The organism is Methylophilus sp. VKM B-3414 (assembly GCF_032248435.1).
GTDB lineage: Bacteria > Pseudomonadota > Gammaproteobacteria > Burkholderiales > Methylophilaceae > Methylophilus > Methylophilus glucosoxydans.
In genome coordinates this window covers 18,328-41,137 of record NZ_JAVTLI010000006.1, presented here as the reverse complement: position 1 = coordinate 41,137, position 22,810 = coordinate 18,328, and the positions used below count along the sequence as shown (strand labels likewise).

20 protein-coding genes are annotated in these 22,810 nt (G+C 52.0%); 11 read left to right on the top strand and 9 right to left on the bottom strand.

Annotation, left to right across the window (positions count from 1 at the left end; translation table 11 throughout):
* Complete coding sequence (locus tag Q9292_RS06555; protein ID WP_275356431.1) at nt 1-1,374, top strand: sigma-54-dependent transcriptional regulator; 1,374 nt, start codon at nt 1-3, stop codon at nt 1,372-1,374.
* 10 nt (nt 1,375-1,384) lie between these two features.
* On the opposite strand, the gene Q9292_RS06550 is transcribed toward Q9292_RS06555, so the two are convergent.
* Entirely contained in the window at nt 1,385-2,185 is an 801-nt protein-coding gene (locus Q9292_RS06550; protein ID WP_313986187.1) for a class III extradiol ring-cleavage dioxygenase, read from the bottom strand.
* An 18-nt stretch (nt 2,186-2,203) separates the two neighbouring features.
* The gene (locus Q9292_RS06545; RefSeq protein ID WP_313986185.1) at nt 2,204-2,593 is read right to left on the bottom strand and encodes a DoxX family protein; all 390 of its coding nucleotides are present in this window, start codon (nt 2,591-2,593) and stop codon (nt 2,204-2,206) included.
* A 162-nt stretch (nt 2,594-2,755) separates the two neighbouring features.
* On the opposite strand from Q9292_RS06545, the gene Q9292_RS06540 reads away from it, so the two are divergent.
* Nucleotides 2,756-3,661, top strand: a complete 906-nt coding sequence (locus Q9292_RS06540; RefSeq protein ID WP_313986182.1) for a LysR family transcriptional regulator — start codon at nt 2,756-2,758, stop codon at nt 3,659-3,661.
* Here Q9292_RS06540 and Q9292_RS06535 read toward each other — a convergent pair.
* Complete coding sequence (locus Q9292_RS06535; RefSeq protein ID WP_194749749.1) at nt 3,645-4,049, bottom strand: DoxX family protein; 405 nt, start codon at nt 4,047-4,049, stop codon at nt 3,645-3,647. The two genes, Q9292_RS06540 and Q9292_RS06535, sit on opposite strands and share 17 nt — an antisense overlap.
* Before the next feature lie 282 nt (nt 4,050-4,331).
* Here Q9292_RS06535 and Q9292_RS06530 point away from each other — a divergent pair, with 282 nt between their 5' ends.
* The 9 genes from Q9292_RS06530 to Q9292_RS06490 all read left to right on the top strand — a co-directional run bounded on the left by Q9292_RS06530 (nt 4,332) and on the right by Q9292_RS06490 (nt 14,274).
* The gene (locus Q9292_RS06530) at nt 4,332-4,916 is read left to right on the top strand and encodes a TetR/AcrR family transcriptional regulator (RefSeq protein WP_313986178.1); all 585 of its coding nucleotides are present in this window, start codon (nt 4,332-4,334) and stop codon (nt 4,914-4,916) included.
* The gene (locus Q9292_RS06525; RefSeq protein WP_313986175.1) at nt 4,909-5,994 is read left to right on the top strand and encodes an efflux RND transporter periplasmic adaptor subunit; all 1,086 of its coding nucleotides are present in this window, start codon (nt 4,909-4,911) and stop codon (nt 5,992-5,994) included. The genes Q9292_RS06530 and Q9292_RS06525 overlap by 8 nt, the downstream gene beginning before the upstream one ends.
* Complete coding sequence (locus Q9292_RS06520) at nt 5,994-9,194, top strand: efflux RND transporter permease subunit (protein WP_313986172.1); 3,201 nt, start codon at nt 5,994-5,996, stop codon at nt 9,192-9,194. The genes Q9292_RS06525 and Q9292_RS06520 overlap by 1 nt, the downstream gene beginning before the upstream one ends.
* Before the next feature lie 184 nt (nt 9,195-9,378).
* The gene (locus Q9292_RS06515) at nt 9,379-10,035 is read left to right on the top strand and encodes a protein-L-isoaspartate O-methyltransferase (protein ID WP_313986169.1); all 657 of its coding nucleotides are present in this window, start codon (nt 9,379-9,381) and stop codon (nt 10,033-10,035) included.
* Nucleotides 10,036-10,059: 24 nt separating this feature from the next.
* A complete protein-coding gene (locus Q9292_RS06510) occupies nt 10,060-11,406 on the top strand; it encodes a TolC family outer membrane protein (RefSeq protein ID WP_313986166.1) in 1,347 nt (448 codons plus the stop codon).
* 4 nt (nt 11,407-11,410) lie between these two features.
* Nucleotides 11,411-11,965 carry an isochorismatase family protein gene (locus Q9292_RS06505; RefSeq protein WP_194749755.1) on the top strand — a complete coding sequence of 185 codons (555 nt, stop codon included), beginning with the start codon at nt 11,411-11,413 and terminating at the stop codon, nt 11,963-11,965.
* A gap of 220 nt (nt 11,966-12,185) precedes the next feature.
* Nucleotides 12,186-12,488 carry a transcriptional regulator gene (locus tag Q9292_RS06500; protein WP_313986161.1) on the top strand — a complete coding sequence of 101 codons (303 nt, stop codon included), beginning with the start codon at nt 12,186-12,188 and terminating at the stop codon, nt 12,486-12,488.
* The gene (locus Q9292_RS06495; RefSeq protein WP_313986159.1) at nt 12,485-13,822 is read left to right on the top strand and encodes a HipA domain-containing protein; all 1,338 of its coding nucleotides are present in this window, start codon (nt 12,485-12,487) and stop codon (nt 13,820-13,822) included. The genes Q9292_RS06500 and Q9292_RS06495 overlap by 4 nt, the downstream gene beginning before the upstream one ends.
* A 113-nt stretch (nt 13,823-13,935) precedes the next feature.
* The gene (locus Q9292_RS06490) at nt 13,936-14,274 is read left to right on the top strand and encodes a tRNA-binding protein (RefSeq protein ID WP_313986156.1); all 339 of its coding nucleotides are present in this window, start codon (nt 13,936-13,938) and stop codon (nt 14,272-14,274) included.
* A 53-nt stretch (nt 14,275-14,327) separates the two neighbouring features.
* Here the strand turns inward: Q9292_RS06490 and Q9292_RS06485 are convergent, their stop codons facing one another.
* From Q9292_RS06485 to pnp, 6 genes are all read right to left on the bottom strand, one after another.
* Nucleotides 14,328-15,716: a DUF2130 domain-containing protein gene (locus tag Q9292_RS06485; RefSeq protein WP_313986153.1), complete on the bottom strand. Its 1,389-nt coding sequence runs from the start codon at nt 15,714-15,716 to the stop codon at nt 14,328-14,330.
* Between the two features lie 2 nt (nt 15,717-15,718).
* On the bottom strand, nt 15,719-17,605 hold the full coding sequence (locus tag Q9292_RS06480; RefSeq protein ID WP_313986150.1) for an ATP-dependent endonuclease: 1,887 nt from the start codon (nt 17,603-17,605) through the stop codon (nt 15,719-15,721).
* Nucleotides 17,606-17,651: 46 nt separating this feature from the next.
* On the bottom strand, nt 17,652-17,876 hold the full coding sequence (locus Q9292_RS06475) for a hypothetical protein (protein WP_313986147.1): 225 nt from the start codon (nt 17,874-17,876) through the stop codon (nt 17,652-17,654).
* Between the two features lie 182 nt (nt 17,877-18,058).
* Entirely contained in the window at nt 18,059-18,463 is a 405-nt protein-coding gene (nikR, locus tag Q9292_RS06470; protein ID WP_313986145.1) for a nickel-responsive transcriptional regulator NikR, read from the bottom strand.
* Between the two features lie 15 nt (nt 18,464-18,478).
* The gene (locus Q9292_RS06465) at nt 18,479-20,539 is read right to left on the bottom strand and encodes a TonB-dependent receptor (RefSeq protein WP_313986142.1); all 2,061 of its coding nucleotides are present in this window, start codon (nt 20,537-20,539) and stop codon (nt 18,479-18,481) included.
* 121 nt (nt 20,540-20,660) lie between these two features.
* The gene (pnp, locus tag Q9292_RS06460) at nt 20,661-22,781 is read right to left on the bottom strand and encodes a polyribonucleotide nucleotidyltransferase (protein ID WP_194749761.1); all 2,121 of its coding nucleotides are present in this window, start codon (nt 22,779-22,781) and stop codon (nt 20,661-20,663) included.
* Nucleotides 22,782-22,810: the final 29 nt, after the last annotated feature.

Below are 22,810 nucleotides of genomic sequence, written 5' to 3'. Positions count from 1 at the left end.
ATGTCCAGTCCACAACACACCATTTTAGCCGTTGACGATGAACCCCATATGCGCAGGCTGCTCGAAATCAGCTTGCGGCAAGCCGGCTACAAAGCGCTTTCGGCAGGCAACGGCCGCGAAGCGCTCGAGCTTGTCCAGCAACAGCAGATTGACTTGGTCGTGAGCGACCTGCATATGCCGGGCATGAGCGGCTTGCAGTTGCTTGAGGCCTTGCGCAAGCAATTTGAGCGCCTGCCATTCATCATGGTCACCGCCCAGGGCGAAATCAAAACCGCCGTCGAAGCCATGAAGCTGGGCGCCAGTGATTATATTTTGCGTCCGTTTGAGCTTGAAACATTGGAAATCGCGATTCAGAAGGCACTGGCAATCAACCGGATTCAACTGGAAAACTCGTTTTTCAAGGAGAGCAGACAACCCACGGTCACCGGCCTCATCGGCGATAGCGTGCCCATGCAGTCGCTCAAACAAATGATCCAGCAAGTGGCGCCGGAAAGGGCCACCGTGTTTATTGTCGGTGAAACCGGTACCGGCAAAGAGCTGGTCGCTAAAGCCCTGCATGATGCTTCGCCCAGAAAAACCGAATTGTTTGTTGCGGTGAACTGCGCGGCGATCCCGGCAGACATTCTTGAGTCAGAATTATTTGGTCATGAAAAAGGCGCATTTACCGGGGCGGTGAAAGAGCGCGTTGGCAAGTTTGAGCTGGCCAATGGCGGCACGCTGTTTCTGGATGAAATCACCGAAATGCCGATTCAACTGCAGTCGAAACTGTTGCGCGTATTGCAGGAGAATGTGGTGGAAAAACTGGGTGGCAACCGCCAAATCGCGCTTGATGTGCGCGTGGTGGCGGCGACCAACCGCGACCCCATGCAAGCCGTCAAAGAAGGCAAACTGCGCGAGGATTTGTATTACCGGCTCAACGTGATTCAACTGCAAGTGCCGCCATTGCGCGAGCGGGGGGAAGATGTCGGCTTGCTGGCAGCGTATTTTCTGGCTAAACGCCACGGCCAACTCAGCGAAAGCGCACGCCTGTGTTTGCATCAATATCGCTGGCCGGGCAATGTCCGTGAGCTGGAAAATATTCTGGAGCGCGCCGCGATTCTGGCAGGCAGCCAGACCATCCAGCCCCAGCACTTACCGGCGGACATTGCGCAATCGCCCGGCCTTGGCCCGGCTTCGTCCACCGCCAATCTAGACACGTCCGCGACTCCGGTGGAAAACGACCTCTCGATTCCGCGTGCCACGGAAGCCATTGAACGCCGCTTAATTCTCAAGGCACTTGAAGCCTGCCAGGGCAACAAAACCAAAGCCGCCAAGCAGTTAGAGATTAGCGAGCGCTCACTGTGGAACAAACTGAACCAGTACGGCCTGCGTTAATCGGCCATCCTCAACCCTGAGCGGTCCACAAGTAGGCATCCATGGCCAGAATGCCATAGGTGGTTTCGGGCGTGTAGCGTTGCGCGGCGCCAAACACCTTTCCAGGCGCCGTGCCCGACACACTGCCTGCGGCGACGAACAGCGGCATCAAATGATCTTCGGTGGCATGCGCTTGTCGTGCCCAGACACATTCATTGCGGTAATTGCACAGCGAGTCCCATTGCTGTTGCGCAATGCGTGCCGCCATCCAGTCGGCAAATGCATGCACATAAGTCAGCGGCGGTGCATTGCGCTCTGCGCTAAAAAAATCCGATAAATTATGCGTGATGGCGCCTGAGGCGAGGATCAGGATATTTTGCGCATGCAGTGCTTGCAGGGCCTGACCCAGCGCAAACTGGGCAGCAGGCGAGCTGCGGCTCTGGATTGAAAGCTGCGTCACCGGAATATCGGCTTGCGGATACATGAGCATCAAAGGCACCCAGGCGCCGTGATCCAGCCCCCGGTCAGGATGCGCTTGTACAGGTAAATCATGCGCCTGCAGCAAAGCGAGCACTTGCTCCGCCAACCAAGGCGCGCCTGGTGCCGGATAGGTTTGCATGTACATGGCCGGGGGAAAGCCCGCAAAGTCATGCATGGTTTCTGGCTGGCTAGCCAGGCTCACCGTTGGCACACGCGTATCCCAATGCGCAGACACCACCAGGATCGCCTCAGGCCGGGGCAAACTGGCAGCAAGCGCGGCCAGCATTTGCCCGGTCGGGCCCGGCGCTAACGCCAGCGATGGCGCGCCATGCGAAACAAACAAAGTGCTCATATCAGCCTTGACCGCAACCTAGCGGCGACGATTATCAACACTCAACGCCCCTGGCCCGAACGCAACAACCATCAACAACCCACCGACGATGGTCAGATTTTTCAAAAACATGATCTGCTGGATTTGGTCTGCCATATTGTTGTGAAACATGAACGCGGTTGCCACGGTAAATACGGCAATCCCCGCTGCGGCCAGACGGGTTTGATAGCCAACCAGCAAGGCGATGCCCAGCACCAGTTCGACAAACAAGGCAATCGCATAAGCCACTTCAGGCATAGGCGCGCCGACACTTTGAATATAGCCGATGGTTCCGGCGGGATTAGCAGCTTTGCTCAAGCCACTGATGATAAAAATATGTGACAATAAAATACGGCCGGTCACACTGGCGGCAGATTGCAAAGCATTCATGGGTAGGCTCCTAAAAGCGTGTGCAGGGGAATCTGCCAGCACGCATCTGATTAAAAAAGTCGGGTTCATCCGGCTCACTGACAAAACGCATTGTATGCCCGCGCCATAGAAATGATAATTACCCTATAATGCGTAAAACTGTCTCATTAAAGTTGACAATACATGACCTCTTTTGAAGATTTGCATTTCTTTGTCGAGGTGGTGAAGCATGGCAATTTCACCACCGCGGCGCAATCGCTGGGGATTTCCAAACAGCTGGTGAGCCGGCGCATTATTGCGCTGGAAGCGAGATTGGGCATGCGACTGCTGCAACGCACCACCCGCAAACTGTCTGCCACCGAGACCGGCAAAGTGTTTTTTCAGCGGGCGCAAACAATTCTGCAAGCACTGCATGAAGCGGAGCTGGAGGTCAGTAACCGCTCAGGCGATCTGCGCGGCCTGCTGAAAATTTCAGTGCCACTGTCTTACGCCAGCTTGCGCCTGGCGCCGGCTTTAACCGCATTCATGCAGCAACACCCGCAACTGGAAATCTGGCTGGATGCCGATAACCGGCATGTGGATATGGTCAGCGAAGGCTATGATATGGTGATACGCGTGACTGACCAGCCAGAGGAAGGCATGGTGGCACGCAAGCTGGAAGACGCCGCGATGAGCTATTGCTGCAGCCCGGCGTATATTGCACAGCATGGCATCCCATCGACCCCGCAGGCGCTGGCCAAGCATATTTGCCTCACCCATCGCGCCAGCGAGTGGCAGTTTGTCGAGCATGACCAGATCCACCGCATCCCCATCCAGCCCAGGCTCAAGTCCAACCACGGCGAAGTCTTGCGTGATGCTGCCCTGGCCGGGCTCGGGATCACCGGGCTGCCGGCGTTTTATGTGGCAGCTGACCTGCAAGCAGGCCGCCTGGTGGAAGTGCTGGCCGACTACCGGCGGCCGCAGGGGGGTATTTACGCCATGTACCCTTATCACAAACAGGTCTCAGCCAACACGCTGGCCTTGATTGAGCATTTGCGTCAATGGCTGCAAGCACCGCCTGCGGGGACAGCGATCACTGCGGTAACATAATGCGCTTGCCGCCATCCACACTGTAGCCGCCTGGACCAAAGGCAATCACAATCAGCAAACCACCGACGATGGTCATGTTTTTAAGAAACATAATGACTTGCAGCGGGTCGGCCATATTGCTGTGAAACACCAGCGCAGTGACAAAGGTAAACAGCGCAATGCCAGCCGCAGCCAGCTGTGCACGAAACCCCAGCAGCAAGGCAAGACCCAAGCCAAGCTCAACCACCAGCGCCACTGCATAAGCCAGCTGCGGCATCGGTAAATGCGCACTTTCGATATAGGCCAGCGTGCCCGCAGGATCCAGCACCTTGCCCACCCCACTCACAATAAACACCAACGATAACAACACACGCCCCAACAAACTGATCCAACGTTGCCGTACATTCATCTTGATCGCTCCTTATCATTATTTGGATTGCGCAAGCGTCGCCCGCCCCCATGACTCCACCGGCCAGTGCATTGCGGCAATCTTAACCCGCGGCGCAGCTCAAAACCGGATACCGGTGTATCACATTTGTTACTCTGCACCATTCAGCACAGAATTACCAGCACCCATTGACATTAAATAATTACAGTGTTAACTTAACAATGTTACATTTAATTTCATTGGTCAGCCATGCCCCCCAAGGTTAAGACAGAAGTCGAGAAGCAAGCGATCAGGATGCAGATCATGGATGCTGCGCGCGAACTGTTTATTCACCAGGGGATAGAAGCGGTCACCATGCGCGCGGTCGCCCAACGGGTAGGCTATACCGCCACCAGCCTCTATCTGTATTTCAGTGACAAAGAAGCCCTGATCCGGGCGGTGGTCGATGCCGATGTCCTCAAACTGGCGCAGTCGCTCAAAAGCACCTTTGAAATTCGCGACCCCTTGCAGCGATTTTTGCAATTTGGCCAACACTACATCGAGTTTGCACTGAAGTATCCCAATCACTACCGTATGATGTTCATGACGCCTCATCCACCTTTGGCCCCAGAACTGTCCAGTATCGAGCGTCACAACCCGGAGCAGGATGCTTACGCGCAGCTGATTGAAGTGGTGACCAGCGCCTGGCAGGCAGGCATCTTCCGGCCGACACTGACTGACCCGGTACTGATTGCGCAGACGGTATGGTCCGCCATGCACGGCCTCTGCGCCTTGCATATCAATATGTGTGATGACGCCTGGATCAACTGGCGGCCGGTGGAATCCCGCATGCAGGCCATGGTAAACATGTGCACGTATGGTTTTTTGAAAGCCCCTACCCATGAATAACGCTCGCCTTTATTTATACAGCCTGGCCCTCATGACCGTATTGAGCGGCTGCCAACCTGAGACAGAGGCGCCAGCTGCGCCGCGCCCGGTGTGGGTGATGACCATCGCAGACAGCGCAGTCGCAACCACCGCCCGCTACACCGGCGAAGTGAAGTCGCGCTATGAGTCGAATATTGGCTTCAGAATTAGCGGCAAAATCATTACGCGTGCCGTCAATGTCGGTGAGCTGGTTAAAAAAGGCCAACTCATTGCGCAACTGGATCCGAGCGATACCCGTTTGAATGCCCAATCGGCCAGCGCCGAAGTGCAAACCGCACAGGCCAACCTGGCGCTGGCGCAAACTGAGCTGGCCAGACGCCAGCAACTTTACCGCCAGCAATTTATTTCAAAATCGGCCCTGGACAGCTACGAGACACAAGTGAAAACCAGTGCAGCCAGGCTAGAGCAGGCCAAATCGCAAGCCGCAGTCAGCCAGCATCAAACAGGCTACACCCAACTGCTGGCAGACCGTAGCGGTGCCATCGGCATGATACAGGCCGAGCCGGGACAGGTGGTGGCCGCCGGACAAACCATTGCCCGGATTTACGACTTGCAAACGCTGGAAATCCAGATTGCCGTTCCCGAAACCGTGATTGATACCCTGCACCCCGGTGATCAGGCCAGCGTAACGCTGCAAGGCCTGTCCCACGCCTATCAGGGCCGTATTCGCGAAATTGCGCCAGCAGCCAATAGCCAGACCCACGCCTTCGATCTGCGCATCCAGTTGCTGGATGCCGATGCCAAAATCAAACTGGGCATGACCGCAGACGTGCGCTTTTTATCAGGTGCAGCCAGGCAAACTATCTTGGTCCCGAGCACGGCGGTCACCCAATTTGCCGACCACCCCAGCGTCTGGGTGATCGATGCGCAACAGCAGGCGCATCGACGTGCGGTGACCACCGGCAACGTCACTGAAGCGGGCGTAGAAATCACCTCTGGCTTGCAAGCCAACGAGACCATTGCCACCATCGGCGTGCATACCCTGACAGAGGGCATGCGCGTGCAGGCCGTCACCCCTGGCCCGGAGGTATTGCGCTAATGAGCGAACACACCACACCAGTGCATAAAGCCACCGGCCCCTCGCTGTCGCAGCGCTTCAACCTCTCGACCTGGGCCCTCAAAAACCAGGCCCTGGTGCTGTATTTCATTTTGCTGACCTTGCTCGCCGGCAGCTTTGCCTATACCCACCTCGGGCAATCAGAAGACCCGCCCTTTACCTTCAAAGTCATGCTGGTGCGCGCCAGCTGGCCGGGCGCCTCTGCGCAAGAGGTTGAGCAGCAGATCACGGATAAAATTGAAGAAAAACTGCAAGAAATCCCCTCCATCGATTACACCAGCAGCTATTCACGCCCCGGTGAGTCGGTGGTGTTTATTGTCATCCGCGATAATACCTTCTCCGAAAAAATCCCCGAGCTCTGGTATCAGGTACGCAAAAAAATTGGCGACATCCGCCACACCTTTCCACGCGACCTGCAAAGCCTGACCTTTAACGATGAGTTCAGCGACGTCTATGGCAGCATGTATGCCATCACCGCCGACGGCCTCAACCCGCAACAACTGAAAAGACAAGCCGAATGGGTAAGAGCGCGTCTGCTCAAACTACCCGATGTGGAAAAAGTTGATTTGTTTGGTGAGCAACCACAAAAAATCATCATCGAAATTTCCAATCAAAAACTCACTTCCCTGGGCATCACGCCGGCACAACTGGTGCAAATCCTGCAGCAGCAAAACAGTGTCGTTGGTGCCGGGACCTTTGATGCAGGCCCGGAAAGAATCCGCCTGGATGTCAGTGGTCGCTTGCAAACACTGGAGAATTTACGCCAGTTTCCCATTCGGGCAGGGAATCAGAACCTGAGGCTGGGCGAGATTGCCACCATTAAACGCGGCTATGCCAACCCGCCGGCAGAGCGCATTCACTTCAACGGCACGCCCACCTTGCTGATCGGGGTCAGCATGCAGGCCGGCGGTGACGTCATTGCCTTGGGCAAGGCCATGCAAAGCACCATACGCAGCGTGCAAACACAATTACCGGTCGGCGTGCAATTGCATCTGGTCACCTCGCAGCCCGAGATCGTGCAACACTCGGTGCATGATTTTGTCCGCTCCCTCATTGAAGCCTTGCTGATTGTGCTGGCGGTGAGCCTGCTCTCCCTGGGCTGGCGGACCGGCATTGTGGTCGCCGTCGCCATCCCGATTGTGCTGGCCGGGACATTTCTGCTCATGGACTGGTTTCAGATTGGCCTGCACAAAATTTCGCTGGGCGCACTGATTTTAGCGCTAGGCTTGCTGGTCGATGATGCGATTATTGCGGTCGAAATGATGGCTGCCAAAATGGAACAAGGCTGGGAGCGTATGCAAGCCGCCTCGTTTGCCTTCACCTCCACCGCCATGCCCATGCTGACCGGCACGCTGGTTACAGTGGCAGGCTTTCTGCCGATTGCCACCGCGGTCTCCTCAACCGGCGAATATACCCGCTCCATCTTCCAGGTCTCGGCCATTGCACTGAGTCTGTCCTGGATTGCCGCGGTGATTGTGGTGCCCTTTTTAGGCTATCACTTGCTGCCAGATGCCGCCGCACATGCCCAACCTTCACTCTGGCGCCGGCTCAAGCATAAATTAGGCTTTAAAAGCGATGATCAAGAAGCGAGCGCTCACAACGAAGAGACACTGTATGCCACGCCGTTTTACCAGCGCCTGCAAGGTACGGTCAGCTGGTGTGTCCAGCATAAGGGCCTGGTGATTCTGGCAACCATTGCCTTGTTTGTGGTGGCTATGCTGAGTTTTGGCAAAGTGCAGCAACAGTTTTTCCCCGACTCGACCCGCCTCGAAATCGTGGTCGATTTGCGTCTGGCCGAGAATGCCAGCGACCAGTCCACCGAAGCGGCCGTGACCAAACTCGAGCGCTGGCTCAACGATTGGCAAGCAAAACATGGCAAGGTGGAGAATGTCGTGTCCTACCTGGGCTCAGGTGCACCCCGCTACTACTTGCCGCTAGACGTGCAATTGCCACACCGCGCCTTTGCCCAACTGGTGATTTTGACTAAAGACCTGCAACAGCGTGAAGCCTTGCGCACAGATCTGCTGAACTTGTTTCAACACGATTTTCCACAACTCCGCGCCTCGGTATTGCGGCTGGAAAATGGGCCGCCGGTCGGCTTTCCGGTGCAGTTCCGCGTCGACGGCAAAAACCTGAAGGCGATCCGTGAGGTGGCGCACCAGATTGCAGACGCGATGCGTGCCAACCCGCACCTGATCAATGTGCAACTGGGCTGGGAAGAACCGAGCAAAGTGATCCACATTGAGGTGGACCAGCACAAGGCACGCCTGCTCGGCATCCATTCGCCAGACATCGCGCAGTTGCTCAACACGCAGTATTACGAACAGGTGGTCAGCGAGTTCAGGGAGGCAAATGAGCGCATAGACCTGGTCATGCGTAGTCCGGTCGATGAGCATGCGCAACTGTCGCAAATCGGCCAATTAACGGTATTGAGCCAGAATGGCGAACGCGTGCCGCTGGCGCAAGTGGCCACCATTGAATATGGCTTTGAAGAAGGCGTGATCTGGCGTCGCAACCGCGTGCCTTCGCTCACGGTGCGTGCGCATTTGCGCGGCAAAATGCAGGCACCGGTGGTCTCCGGCCAGGTGCAACAAGCCATTGCCCCGATTTTGCAGCACTTGCCGGCAGGCGTCACGGTAGAAACCGGTGGCGCAATTGAAGAGTCCGCCAAAGGCGCCAGCTCGGTGGTCAAAGGCGTCCCGCTGTTTTTGGCCGCCGTATTCACGTTGCTGATGCTGCAACTGCGCAGCTTGGCTAATGTCTTTCTGGTGGTATTAACCGCGCCCTTGGGCATGATAGGCATTAGCTTTGCCCTGCTGATTTTTAATATGCCGTTTGGCTTTGTCGCCATGCTGGGCAGCATTGCGCTCTCCGGCATGATCATGCGTAACTCTGTCATTCTGGTCGACCAGATCAATCAGGACATTGCCGAGGGCGCCTCGCTCGAGCAAGCGGTAGTGCAATCGACCGTGCGCCGCTTCCGGCCGATTGTACTCACGGCCGCTGCGGCCATTCTGGCCATGATTCCGCTGACGCGCAGCGTGTTCTTCGGGCCGATGGCGGTCGCGATTATGGGCGGGCTGGCCGCCGCCACCTTGCTGACCATTTTATTTGTGCCAGCACTGTATGCGTTCTGGGCCCGTTTGACCGACAGAACCATGCAATCATGGCGCAATCAATGATAGGGCGCTGCTATGCATGCAAATGGCTCAGCCAGACAAGGCGCGATTAAAAAATTTCGACGCCGCATAGATTGAATAGGTAAGGCGCAATTTTTTATGCGCAACGCAGTATCGCAACGAAAGTTGAATGAATAGAAGTGCCCTATAATGTTTTTTCTCTTTAACCGGATAGTGGGATTCAAAAATGACAGACCAGGCAACCGCACGTTTTAACATGATTGAGCAACAAATCCGCACCTGGGAGGTGCTGGACCCGCAAGTATTGGCCACGCTGAGCAACACGCCGCGTGAAGCATTTGTGCCAGACGCCTACCGTGGCCTGGCGTTTGCCGATATTGAAATCCCGCTGGACATGGGTCAGCACATGCTGAGCCCAAAAATCGAAGGGCGTTTTTTGCAAGCGCTGCAACTGCAAGCCAAAGACAAAGTGCTATTGGTCGGCGCTGGCAGCGGCCATCTGGCCGCACTGATGGCGCAACACTGCGCACAAGTCACTGCGCTGGAGATCTTCCCCGAGCTGTGCGCGCTGACCGCGAAAAACCTGGCCACACAAGGCATCCAGAATGTACAGCTGATTGAGGCCGATGGTCACAATGGCTATGAAGCCAAAGCGCCTTATGCCGCCATCGTGTTTACCGCCTCCAGCCCGGTTGAGCCCGAAGGCGTGCGCTACCAGTTGAGCATTGGTGGCCGTATGCTCATCGTGCTGGGCAAAGCCCCGGTCATGCAGGCGACGCTGGTACAACGTCTGGCCGAGCACAGTTTCAAACAAGACGTACTGTTTGAAACCAGCCTGACTGAAATGCAAAACGCCCCCCAGGCCCTGGCCTTTACTTTTTAACACCTCATGTCTGTTTAATGCCTTATGTCTAGCCCTGCCTATTTGAGAGTAGTGATGCTGATTGCCAGCCTGTGGTGGTCGGCACACGCCAGTGCTGCCGCGCAAAGCCTGGTAGACATTTATCAGGAAGCCCTCGCCAGTGATCCGGTGCTGGCCTCGGCGGGCAGTGCCAATCAGGCTGCGCAAGAAGTCATAGAACAAGCCAAAGCTGGCTACCGTCCTTCAGTGAATTTCACGGCGGGCGCGAATGCCAATCGCACCGATTTAAAAATCGTCGGTAGCCAGGCGCCCTTCCCCGGCGGACGCAATAACTACGAAGCTTATCAGGCACAGTTACAAGCCAGGCAACCGCTTTTCCGCAAAGAAGCGCTGGAGCGCATAGACCAAAGCAAGGTGCAGGTGAGCATCGCCGACAAGCAATATCACCTGGCACAACAAAACCTGATGTTACGCACCACGCAGGCCTATTTTGAGGTGCTGCTGGCGCAAGACCGCAACATGCTGATCACCGCGCAAAAAGAAGCCATCCAGCGCCAGTTGCAACAGGCCAAGGCTAATTTTGAGGTGGGCACCTCCACCATTACCGACGTCAATGAAGCGCAAGCGCGCTATGACCTGATCGTGGCGCAAGAGCTGGCCGCACTCAATGACATTGATATTGCCAAACGCAGCCTGCAGGCGATCACCGGTAAATTGCCAGAACGCCTGGCCAGTGTGCGCGAAGATATCCAGATCAGCCCCAGCCTCAAGCCCATGCAAGAATGGCAAGAGGTCGCCCATGCCAGCAACCTGAATATCCAGATTCAGCAAGAAACGGTACAGGTGAATGAAAAAGATATCGAAATCGCGCGCGCCGGGCATTACCCCACCGTAGATGCCGTCGCCAACTATCAGGACAGCTACGCCAATGGCGGCCAGTACGGGTTTGGTGCCGATCTGAAAAGTGCCAGTATAGGCGTGGAAGTCTCTGTCCCGCTCTATCAAGGTGGGGCCGTGAATTCACGCGTGCGCCAGGCGGCTTACAATCGGCAAAAAGCCCTAGATGACTTGCAAAACGTCATGCGCCAGACCACTCTGGAAACCCAACGCGCCTACCTCAACCTGAACACCAGCATCGCGCAGGTAAAAGCGCTTGAGCAAGCGCTCAAGAGCAGCCAAAGCCAGCTCGACTCCACCAAGCTCGGTTACGAAGTCGGCATACGCACCAGCGTAGATGTACTCAACGCCCAGCAGCAATATTACAGCGCCAACCGTGACTTATTGCAGGCCCGCTATAACTACCTGGTGAATATCATTCGCCTCAAAACCGCCAGCGGCATCGTCTCCGAAGCCGACCTGCAAGATATCGACCAACAACTCGCCAAGAGATAAGCCCATGAAGCCAGTCATTGCCACCACAGATGCCGTTTGGATGCTGATTGATATACAAACCCGGCTCTGTGACGCGATGCAACCTGAGCCCATGGCCGCCGTCATCAAAAACATCCAGCGCCTGATTCAAGGCGCCCAGCTCCTGAATATCCCGCTCTGGGTGACTGAACAATACCCGGAAAAACTCGGCGCAACCCTGCCCGCGCTGCAAACCCTCTTGCCCGATTACACCCCTCGCACCGCAAAACTCGCCTTCTCCGCCTGGCACGAGTCCAGCTTTCAGGAATCCTCCGTCAGCGTCGCCCCGCAAGTCGTTCTGTTCGGCCTGGAGACCCATATTTGCGTGCAACAAACCGCCCTAGATGCACTGGCCGCAGGCAAGCAAGTGTTTATCGTAGAAGATGCCGTCATCTCACGAAATGAGGCCAACCGCAACAATGGCATCGAGAGAATGCGTAATGCCGGTTGCATCATCACAAATACAGAATCCATGCTGTTTGAGCCCATGCAAGGCGCCACGCATGCGCAATTCAAGGCCGTGTCGGCACTGATTCGCTAGCTAGCTGACTGCACCAACGCCTTTAGCGTATTTGGATGTGGGAAATAAATACTTCGTTACCATTTTTCAGGCTTAGTCAGAGATAAAATATATTCGATGAGATATATTTTTAACCCCTTCCTCTCTAAAATCATAAAATATATGCGTTCCGATATATTCCTTTATTTTGAAAAAGATCTGGAATAGAATATATGCGATCATATATTTTTGGGGAATTCGCATGAAGGTTCCGATTAACTCGCCAGCAGATTTGGGCGAAGTCATTCGCGCTACACGCAAATCAAATAATCTTCGTATGGATGATTTGGCTGGTATTGCTGGCGTGGGGCATGTTTTCGTGGGCGATGTCGAATACGGAAAAGAAACCGCCCAAATCGGCAGAGTCATGCGGCTTTTAGGAGAGCTGGGAATAAAACTGTCTGCCGAGGTTCCAGCTTCTGCAGAAGCCTATCTGGGCAAGATTCGTGACCAGAACGGCTTGGTACGTCCCAGCCAACGCAAGTCCCAAAAAGGTACTCAATGAAGCGAATATTGCTCGCTTACATCAACGATGCCCATGTCGGCACATTGGTCGCTGAAGACAATATCTGGAGGTTTGAATACACAGATACCTGGGCCACGGATAACAAGGGATACGATCTTTCTCCAAATCTACCCAGAGTAGATGCTGAAGGCAAACCCAGCATTCACATTGACGGTAGCACGACAAGACCTGTGCAATGGTATTTTGATAATTTGCTTCCTGAGGAAACGTTACGAACGATCCTAGCTAAGGAAGCCAAAGTAGCCATAGAAGATGCGTTTGGTTTATTAGAAGCTTATGGTCGAGAATCTGCGGGATCGTTAACGCTCCTTCCTGAGGGCGTACTTCCAGAACAGGGAGGAAAGAGAAAGCTCTCCCTAAAAGAGCTATCTGATCGCATTAAAGCGATGCCCAGAATTCCCTTGAACGCAGATTCACCGAAGAAAATGTCCCTGGCCGGTGCTCAACATAAGCTAGCAGTCATCTATCAAGATGGGGAAATTTATGAGCCAGATGGCCAGGCAGCCTCAACACACATCTTAAAACCTGAGCATCCAGAAAAAAACCGCTACCCGTCGACCGTTATCAATGAGTACTTCACCATGCGCGTTGCAAACCTGGCAGGATTGGATGTGCCTAAAGTATATCGACTGTTTTGCCCAGAGCCGGTGTATCTCATTGAGCGTTTTGACAGGGCTATACATCAAGATGGCAGAGTCGACAGGCTCCATGTAATTGATGGATGCCAACTCCTCAACATAGACCGCGTATTTAAATATGATGCAGCCAGTACTGAATCACTTGCAAAGTTAGCTCAGCGCCTTTCAGTCCCGGCTATCGGAAGGCTATGGTTTTTCGATTGGATCGTCTTTAACATTCTGATGGGTAACGGAGATAACCACCTCAAAAACATCTCTTTCATGGTTTCCCACGATGGCATTCAAATTTCACCATGTTATGACCTTTTGAGTACAGCCGCTTACGAGACGCAAGCCATAGATAAAGAACATGCTAGCTGGCCTAAAACAGATTTCCCCATCAGACTGGGCCAAGCGCAAAAGTTTTTTTCAGAGATTACACGTGAAGATATTATCGAAACCGGTAAAAAACTGGGATTAAGTGGAGACACTGCCACCCGCAGATTAAATAATCTGCTCAAGAAAGTGCCGCTGGCATTCAGTCATCTGAAAAGTGAAATTACCATCGAAAACGCTAACCTGCCTGAAGACGCACGCTGGAAAGTAGAGGGTGATGGCCGCATGATAGGGATTATGGAAAAATACATCATGCATCCGATGGTGAAACAACTCAGCGGGATGGATGACAGAAACTAACCGAAAAATGCCGTCGAAAGAATATGCCATCCAAGGCAGTGATGGCATTGCTTCGCTCGCTCCTGATTAAAGTCTTCTGCGATAATGCCCAGTCACTTTAGAAGACTGGGCACATGAATCAAATCGAATGGAATGACTTCACCAAAGTTGAATTACGCGTTGGCCGGGTGATTTCGGCAGAGGTATTTGCGGAAGCACGCAAGCCAGCCTACAAACTACAAATCGACTTTGGCCCTGAGATTGGCCTGCGTAAATCCAGCGCCCAGATTACAGCGCACTACACGCCAGAAAACCTGATCGGAAAACTGGTGGTCGCCGTGGTTAACTTTCCGCCCAAACAAATCGGGCCATTGATGTCAGAATGCCTGGTGACGGGTTTTCATGATACAGAAGATAGAGTAACTTTATGTGTTCCAGAACATGAGGTTCCGCTTGGCACCAAACTACTCTAAATTCTCACTTATTAGAAAACTATGTCATCGCTGGAGTTAGCGTTGACGGTTGGTTATCGCTTCAACTCTTCAAACTTTTCAGCCATCGTCGGATTACCTTTAGTCAGTTTCTTGATAGTCACATCTTGTGCTTTGTCATTGGCTAAACGCAGGTTACGGCTGGTACTTAGCAATGCATCCTTAGTTTTTTGCAGGTGATCGATGGATTTATCAATCTCATCAATTGCTCTCTGAAAGTGATTTGAGGCTAGCTCATAGTTACGAGAAAACGTACTCTTAAAGGCTTCTAGCTCATTCTCAAAATTAGTGATGTCGATATTCTGCGCTCTTACGGTAGCCAACTCCGTTTTGTACTTCATTGAGTTTAACGCTGCATTGCGCAACAGGGTAATCATAGGAATAAAGAACTGCGGGCGTACCACATACATTTTAGGGTAGCGGTGGAACATATCGACTATCCCGGTGTTGTAAAGCTCGTTCTCAGGCTCCAACAAAGAAACCAGTACAGCATACTCACAACCTTTTTCGTTACGATCCTTATCCAGCTCTTTTAAAAAGTCTTCATTTTTACTTTTGGTTGCTGTGGTGTCTGACTCGTTTTTCATCTCAAACATAATTGAGACGATTTCTGTGCCGCCATCATCGTGGTCACGAAAAATGTAATCGCCTTTACTGCCAGAACGTGCATCGTTATCTTTCTCAAAATATGCTTTTGGGAAAGCCGTGGCGCGAATCCGATTAAATTCAGTTTCGCAATGCTGTTCCAGCGTTTCACCCACCATTTTGGTTGAGAGCTTTGCTTTCAAGTCCTTCAATCGTTCAATCGCATCATCACGATCTTTAATCTGGGTTTCGTATTTATCCTTGAGAGCCTTTTCAGCCAATTCTTTTTCAAGTGCTGCTCGAACCAAATTACTTTTGAGCTCATCTCTCTCTTTTTCAACTTGGCTCACCGCTTGATTAATCGCCAGCTTCTTTTCGGTTTCTATTGCGTCAAGCTTTGCTTTTAAATTTTGTATTTCACTATCTTTGGCTGAAGTTGTTTTTTGAATCTCATTCGCGAGCTTTGCTTCTGCCAAATTAGCCACACTAGCAACTTCTTGTTTTGCTTGAGCGAGCTGATTCGCCAAAGTATCACGTTCTTTTTCAATCTGACTCAACGCCTGAGTGACTGCCAATTGCCGAGCTACTGCCTCAGACTCAAGCTTAGCCTTAAGCTCTTTAATCTCACTGTCTTTGAGCGCGGCGGCTTGCTGTAACTCACTAGCCACTTTGGTAGTAGCTAGATCAATAGCGCTTTGCTTTGCTTTTTCAGCTAACTCAAGGCGTTCATGCAGTTGATGCTCAAAGTCTCTATCACGCACTTGTTTGAGGATATCAGCATAACCAGCCTCATCAATTGTGAAGGCTTTGTTGCAATGTGGACAGATAATCTCGTGCATACTCACCTTTCTAATACTTTATTCAATATTTGTTTTAGTATTTCTGGAATATCCCCCCCAGCTTTAAGCGTTGCCTGTCTGTAAGCAGCACTATTCTTTTTTAAATCAATACCAGCTTGATCTTCAAGCTCTTTGCAAGACGTCACCCATTCAGTCCAGTTTATTTTTAAAAATGACTCAATATTATCAGCGAATGTCGCTACTTTCTCTCCAACTTTATCGGGGGGAAAATCAACTACATCTTCATCAAGGTATGCTAACAACAACTGATTTTCTTTGATGAGTTTTATTCGCTCGCTATTTATATCCTTTTCGCTCCTTCCCAAGGCTATAGCTCTACCTTCAAAACCTGCATCACCATCAAAAAGTACGAATGTTGGGATACCAATACTAGTTAGAATCGCATGCGCTAAAGGTATTGCGCCCTTGCCACCAGCATCTATAACTGCAACGCCATTTGTCTCTAAAAGACCAATATTCTCTTTGTCAGCGACTCCATGAAGTAACGCTACATCCGAAGGCCCCTCTACTAAAAGCACACCCTCAGCAAACAATCCAACTGTCAGTCTTCCTGCAACAACACCATCTAATTGACGATCAACCTGATCCGGAGGTACTACTCCATTTAACTTCCCTTTTACTAAATCAACTGTTGAAAAGTTAACTTCAACATGAGTCTTACCTTCATGGTTAGATTTTCTTGTTAACCGCCTTACTTGATCAAAATACTTAGCTTCAATAAAGTACTGACTATGAGTAGCATAGGTTACTTGAACTCTTTTTGAATCATCCTCGGCAAGCGATCTAAGAACCTTCGCGAATGCTTGTGCTTGAATTGGATGTTGAAAAAGCTCGGGCTCCTCAATTGCTAGACATATAACACCTTCGGTATCAGCGGCCGTTGACTGAGCCAACAACTGAAGTGCTGAAATCAGCAATGTCCTTTGAAAACCATGCCCTTGTCGATCCACGGCTGTCTCAGTGTCACCATCCAACATACCCACATTGAAAGTAGTTTTTGGTGCTTTTAACTCAATTGATGCTGGCTCAACAGTAACCTTGCGCCCTGGTGAGTAGATCGAAATCACATCATTAAGTTGAGTAGTTAAAACATCAAGTTGCGAATTAAAGGTTTCTTCAAACACTTGTTGCTGCTTTAATTTTGACTCTGCGACTATTTCAGCAATTTTCGCATCTGCGGCAGTCCGATTAATCGACCTTTCAATGATTTTCCCAAGGATGCTTGATTTACCATCCTGAGATTCTTCACTCGCTCTTAGATCTGCGGTTACAAGAACGAAGTCAAACAAGCCGCTCATCTTGCCACCACTATTAAATCCAAAAAAATTCGTCTCTAACACGTCAGGTGCGTCAACAAGTCGGTCAACATTAGCAGCTTCCCAGGCAGTCAAAGTTTGGAATGCCGCATCTTGGTTTGTCCATGCTGCCAGTTGCAGTGCCGGATCAGCAGCTCTTAGTTCGTTATATGCCGCTCTCTTCTCACCTGCTGACATTTTTGAGCGGATTTCATTAAATGGTGGAAAACTTTTAGCGTTTGCTGATAACACTTCAATACCGGCTGGATTTCTATATTTCCATGCAGTAAATGTTTCAACCCCAGCTGGTACATATTTCCCAAGTGCGTCTTTATCTTTTGGTGTCAGCTGAGAAAAGGTAACTCGCACTTCAATATCTTCTTCAACTGCGCCAAAAGAGCAGTCATCGTCAGCAAGAGAGCCTTGCTTACCGTTAAAAAACCAATCAAGCGCACGCAAAACTGTAGACTTACCAGCCCCGTTCGGACCTATGAAGGTTGTCACCTTATCGAACGGAATGGTCACATCTTTCAATGTGCGGAAATTTTTTATTCCCACTGACTTTATTTTCATATTCCCCCTTAAGTTACTTTTATTTTCTAGGGTTTAGAAAAATAATTTATCGTTTATATCCATTTTTAACGGTAGGATGCTTCATTATGTAAGCGTTTAAACCATCCCCTAAATCAGCAAGCCTTTTCATATTAGATAGATGCTCAAATCCAATTATGGATGCCGGATACTCATATATTTTCCCAGATTCAAATTGCACACTGATACTTGTCTCAGTGTAGTCATAAGCTATAACGCCAGAATCATTATTGATATCTTTATAGGCTTTCATAGAACGTCTCCTTGACTGATTTAATGGTCTGATGAATCATCAGGATATCCCACTGCGCAATAAAATACCAATGGAGTCCCTCATTATAAGTATCTGATTAATAAGGAAAGTTGGCTTCTAAACGCAAGAAGATAAACCCACAGGATACATACTCGCTTGATTCAATAATTGACGCATCTCAACTACCTCGGAATAATATGCACCTTCGCATGCATCACCCCCGTCTGTGACGAGATTGCATTTACGCACGCTTCCACTTCAGCAATTTTACCCTTCAAAATCACCGTTTCCATACAGTTATCATGATCCAAATGCACATGCTGGGCAGTGATAATCACGTCATGGTGGTCGTGTTGTAGTTGATTTACCCGGCTGGCGAGCTGGCGCTCGTGATGATCATAGACATAACTGAGCGAGGCAACACATTCGGCCTGTGCGTGATCTGTATCGGCAATCACAGCTTCATCGAGTGCTTTACGGACGAGGTCACGGAAGGCCTCTGAGCGGTTGACGTAGGATCGAACGGCTACTAATTGGTCAAAGGCATCGGCCAGGTCATCTTCCACCGAAATGGTAATACGTCGCATAGGTCATGCTCCTCGTTAGAACTGATATGTGAGTGTCAGCCGTGCAGCCCTAGGCTCTACAGGGTGAAAGTGAATATCGCTGACCGGTGCAGCCTCGCCTTTGAGTTGTGATTCGTAGTAGTAGTCGATGTCACTGGCTTTGCGGTTAAACAGGTTAAATATGTCTAACGTCATGGTGGTTTTCGGGTTAAAGCGGTAGCCGACGCGGGCATAGGTGAGCAAGGTCGCGTTTGACTGGACCGTATTGTCTGCCACCAGTGGCCGTGGGCCAAAGTAGCGGAGTTGCACGGCGCCAAACCAGTGACCCCATTGGGTCACGGTGGCGCCTAGCGAGGCCACTTTATTGATGGATCCGGGAATAAAGTGGCCTGGGTCACTGGGGTCTTGTTGGGTAAAGCGTGCTTTGGAGAGGGCAATATCCATATCCAGCAGTAGCCAGTCATTCACCACATAATGGTTGTTCCACTCCACGCCATAGCGACGGCTGGCCAGGCTGGGTTCGGTTTCACCAGCGTCGCCGACAAAGACCAGCTCAGAATCAATATCCAGTTGCCACACCGCCAGCGAGCTTTGCAAGCCGGGCATCCATTCGCTGCGGATGCCTACTTCACTGCCGCGGGTGCCAACCAGAGGCGTGACGGGAGAGGCAGGGTTGCCATCGGGCAAGCGGGTTTGCGTGGTGCCGCGGGCATCATTACTGTGAAAGCCCTTGCCGAGATTATAGAAAAACTCGGTATGGGCCCACGGCCCGAAAATCACAGATACTTTTGGCGAGACGATGCCATCACTGACACGGCCTGAATTACCCTGAAGTGAGCTGTTCACGTCGAACTGGTAACGGTCATAACGCAGGCCTGCGATGGTACGCAGTTTGTCGTGCCACCAGACGGTGTTTTCGGCATAGAGGCCCGCGCTGCTTTCTTCAACCTTGTCTGAGCGTATCAGCGACAAACGCTGTTTTTGTGCCGTGTTGTATAACGCGACCGGTGACAGTTTGTCATAACGCGTTTGTACGCCCAGCTTGTTTTCCATGGGCAGCCCTGCCAACTCGCCCAACCAGAATTTGCTGAGATTGACGCCCAGCATGGTGCGTTTTTCGCTCTGGTTAAACTGGTCGCCATTGACCGGATCATTGAGAAAGTAGGTGAAATTGCTATATAAATCTAGCGCGGAGCGCACGGCATAGGCATTGATTTGCCAGCCGCCCTGCGCGTCACGGTGCAGCTTGCTAAACGACAGGCTGTAGCGCGATGCATCGCCACCATCGGTCGGGTCTATCGCATCAAAACGGCTGATCTGCCCGGCGCGGACGGCGCGCAACGGGATCTGGTCGGTGCTGTTCCAGCGGTTGTGATAAGCCATGGCGGTCAGGCTCATGTTGTCGTGCGCATCCCCTGTACTAAAACGCAGGACGCCATTGTATTTTTTGACGCCTTCGGCCACTTGCCAGGGGCCGTCATAGCGATTGAGTTCCAGCGCATAAAGGAGCTGGCCATTGTGCATGGCCTGTGAATCTGCCACCAGCATACGTTGATAGTCGTAACTGCCCAGCGTGAGACTGGCGATGCCTTGCGGCAATCGATTGACCAGGTGCAAATGCGCAGCACCGGCAGAGGAAAAATCCCCCTCCTCTGCTGAGTAAGTGCCTTTTTTATAGTGGATATGGCTGACCAGCTCGGGAATCAGGAAATTCAAATCGGTGTAGCCTTGGCCATGTGCATGGGTGCGCATATTGACCGGCATCTCGTCCACATAGGTGGCAAAGTCGGTGCCGTGATCGAGGTTAAAGCCGCGCAAAAAATACTGGTTGGCCTTGCCACTGCCGCTATGCTGGGTGACGATCATGCCGGGGACGAATTCGAGCAGCTCGCCCACCCGTGAAATGGGCCGGTTTTGAATCAGGCTGGCATTCACGCGCCCCTCGCTGGCGGCATCGGACGAACCGACCGCGTTGTCATAATGCGCACGCACGGGCACGTCATCGAGCGTGAGCGCCTCACTGGCGACAGTCAACCGGGATAACAGTACCGCAACCAGGCCGACACTTAGCCGTATGATTTTTTTGTTATTTTTCATACGGCGGCATTATGCGCGAAAGCAAGGTGACACCCTATAAGTAAATTAACGCAAGACGCGGTGCGCTGACGCCAATAAAAAAGCCCGCTGGCGCGGGCTTTTTTAGATCAGAGCGGGCAACTTATTCAGCTGCTGGCGCTTCTTCTCTTGCTGGTGGATCGATCAGGGCTTTCATGCTCAAACGCACTTTGCCTTTGTCGTCCAACTCAACCACTTTCACTTTTACAATGTCACCCTCTTTGAGGTAATCACTGACCGCTTTCACGCGCTCGTGAGCAATTTGTGAAATGTGTACCAGACCATCTTTACCTGGCATCAAGGTAACCACTGCACCGAAGTCCAGAATCTTGACCACTGGGCCTTCGTAGATCTGGCCGACTTCGACTTCAGCGGTGATCTGCGCGATACGGCGTTGTGCCTCAGCGCCTTCGTCCGCATTGGTACAAGCGATCTTCACGGTACCATCATCTTCGATGTCGATGCTGGTGTTGGTTTCTTTGGTCAGGGCCTGAATCACGGCGCCACCTTTACCGATCACGTCACGGATTTTGTCCGGATTGATCTTCATGGTGATGATACGTGGGGCAAACTGTGACATTTCGGTGTTTACGCCAGACACGGCTTGTTTCATCAGGCCCAGAATGTGCGCGCGGCCTTCTTTAGCTTGTGCCAGGGCCACTTGCATGATTTGTGCCGTAATGCCAGTGATCTTGATGTCCATTTGCAGGGCGGTCACACCTTTGTCGGTACCGGCCACTTTAAAGTCCATGTCACCCAGGTGATCTTCGTCACCCAGAATGTCGGTCAGCACCGCAACGCGGTTGCCTTCCTTGATCAGGCCCATGGCCACACCAGCCACGTGGGCAGTCAATGGCACACCGGCGTCCAGCATGGAGAGGCAGCCACCACAGACAGACGCCATGGAGCTGGAACCGTTAGACTCAGTGATCTCGGACACGACACGCAGGGTGTAGTCAAAGTCTTCTTTCTTAGGCAATACGGCTTTCAATGCGCGCTTAGCCAGGTTACCGTGGCCGATTTCGCGGCGTTTTGGTGAACCGACACGACCCGTTTCGCCAGTGGCGAACGGAGGCATATTGTAGTGCAGCATGAAGTTTTCGTAGTATTCGCCAGCCAGTGCGTCAATGATTTGCTCATCTTTGCCTGTACCTAAGGTGGTCACGACCAAAGCCTGTGTTTCACCACGGGTAAACAGGGCAGAACCGTGGGTGCGTGGCAATACGCCGGAGCGGATGGTGATCGGGCGCACGGTACGTGTGTCACGGCCATCAATCCGTGGCTCGCCGTTCAAAATCTGGCTACGCACGGTTTTCGCTTCAAGTTTAAAGAACTCGTCTTTAATCTTGTTGGCTTCTAAAGTAGAAGTTTCTTCAGTGATCAAAGTGCTCATGACGCGGGACTTGATTTCGTCCAGCTTGGCAGAGCGCTCGCCTTTGGATTTGATTTTGAAGGCAGCGTTGATGTCTTCAGCCGCAATCGCTTCAATTTTTGCAATCAGCGCAGTGTCTGGCTCTGGAGGTGTCCAGTCCCAGGCATCTTTACCGGCTTCAGCAGCCAGTTCGTTGATCATTTTGATCACAGGTTGCATTTGCTCGTGACCGAACACAACCGCACCCAGCATCACGTCTTCTGGCAATTCTTTGGCTTCGGATTCCACCATCATCACAGCGGTTTCAGTCGCAGCCACGACCAAGTCCAGCGCGGACTCTTTCAGTTGTGTCGCCGTTGGGTTCAAGACGTATTCGCCATTGATATAACCCACTTTGACCGCACCCATTGGGCCGTAGAACGGGATACCTGCCAGCGCAACCGCAGCAGACGCACCAATCATGGCCGGGATGTCAGCATCAATTTCCGGATCCAGGGACAACACGGTCGCCACAATCTGCACTTCGTTATAAAACGCATCCGGGAACAGTGGACGCATAGGACGGTCGATCAAACGTGCCGTCAGGGTTTCTTTTTCGCTAGGACGGCCTTCACGCTTGAAGTAACCGCCTGGAATGCGGCCAGCCGCATAGGTTTTTTCCTGATAATCCACAGTCAATGGAAAGAAATCCTGACCTTCTTTGACTTCGGTTTTTGCAGTTGCAGCCACCAGGACTACTGTATCGCCATAGCTCACCATGACGGCGCCATCTGCCTGACGTGCGACTTCCCCGGTTTCAATAGTCAGGGTATGCGCACCAAGCTGGAGGCTTTTTCTCGTAATTTCAAACATTGTTTTTCCTTTATCTACCATGGCTATTC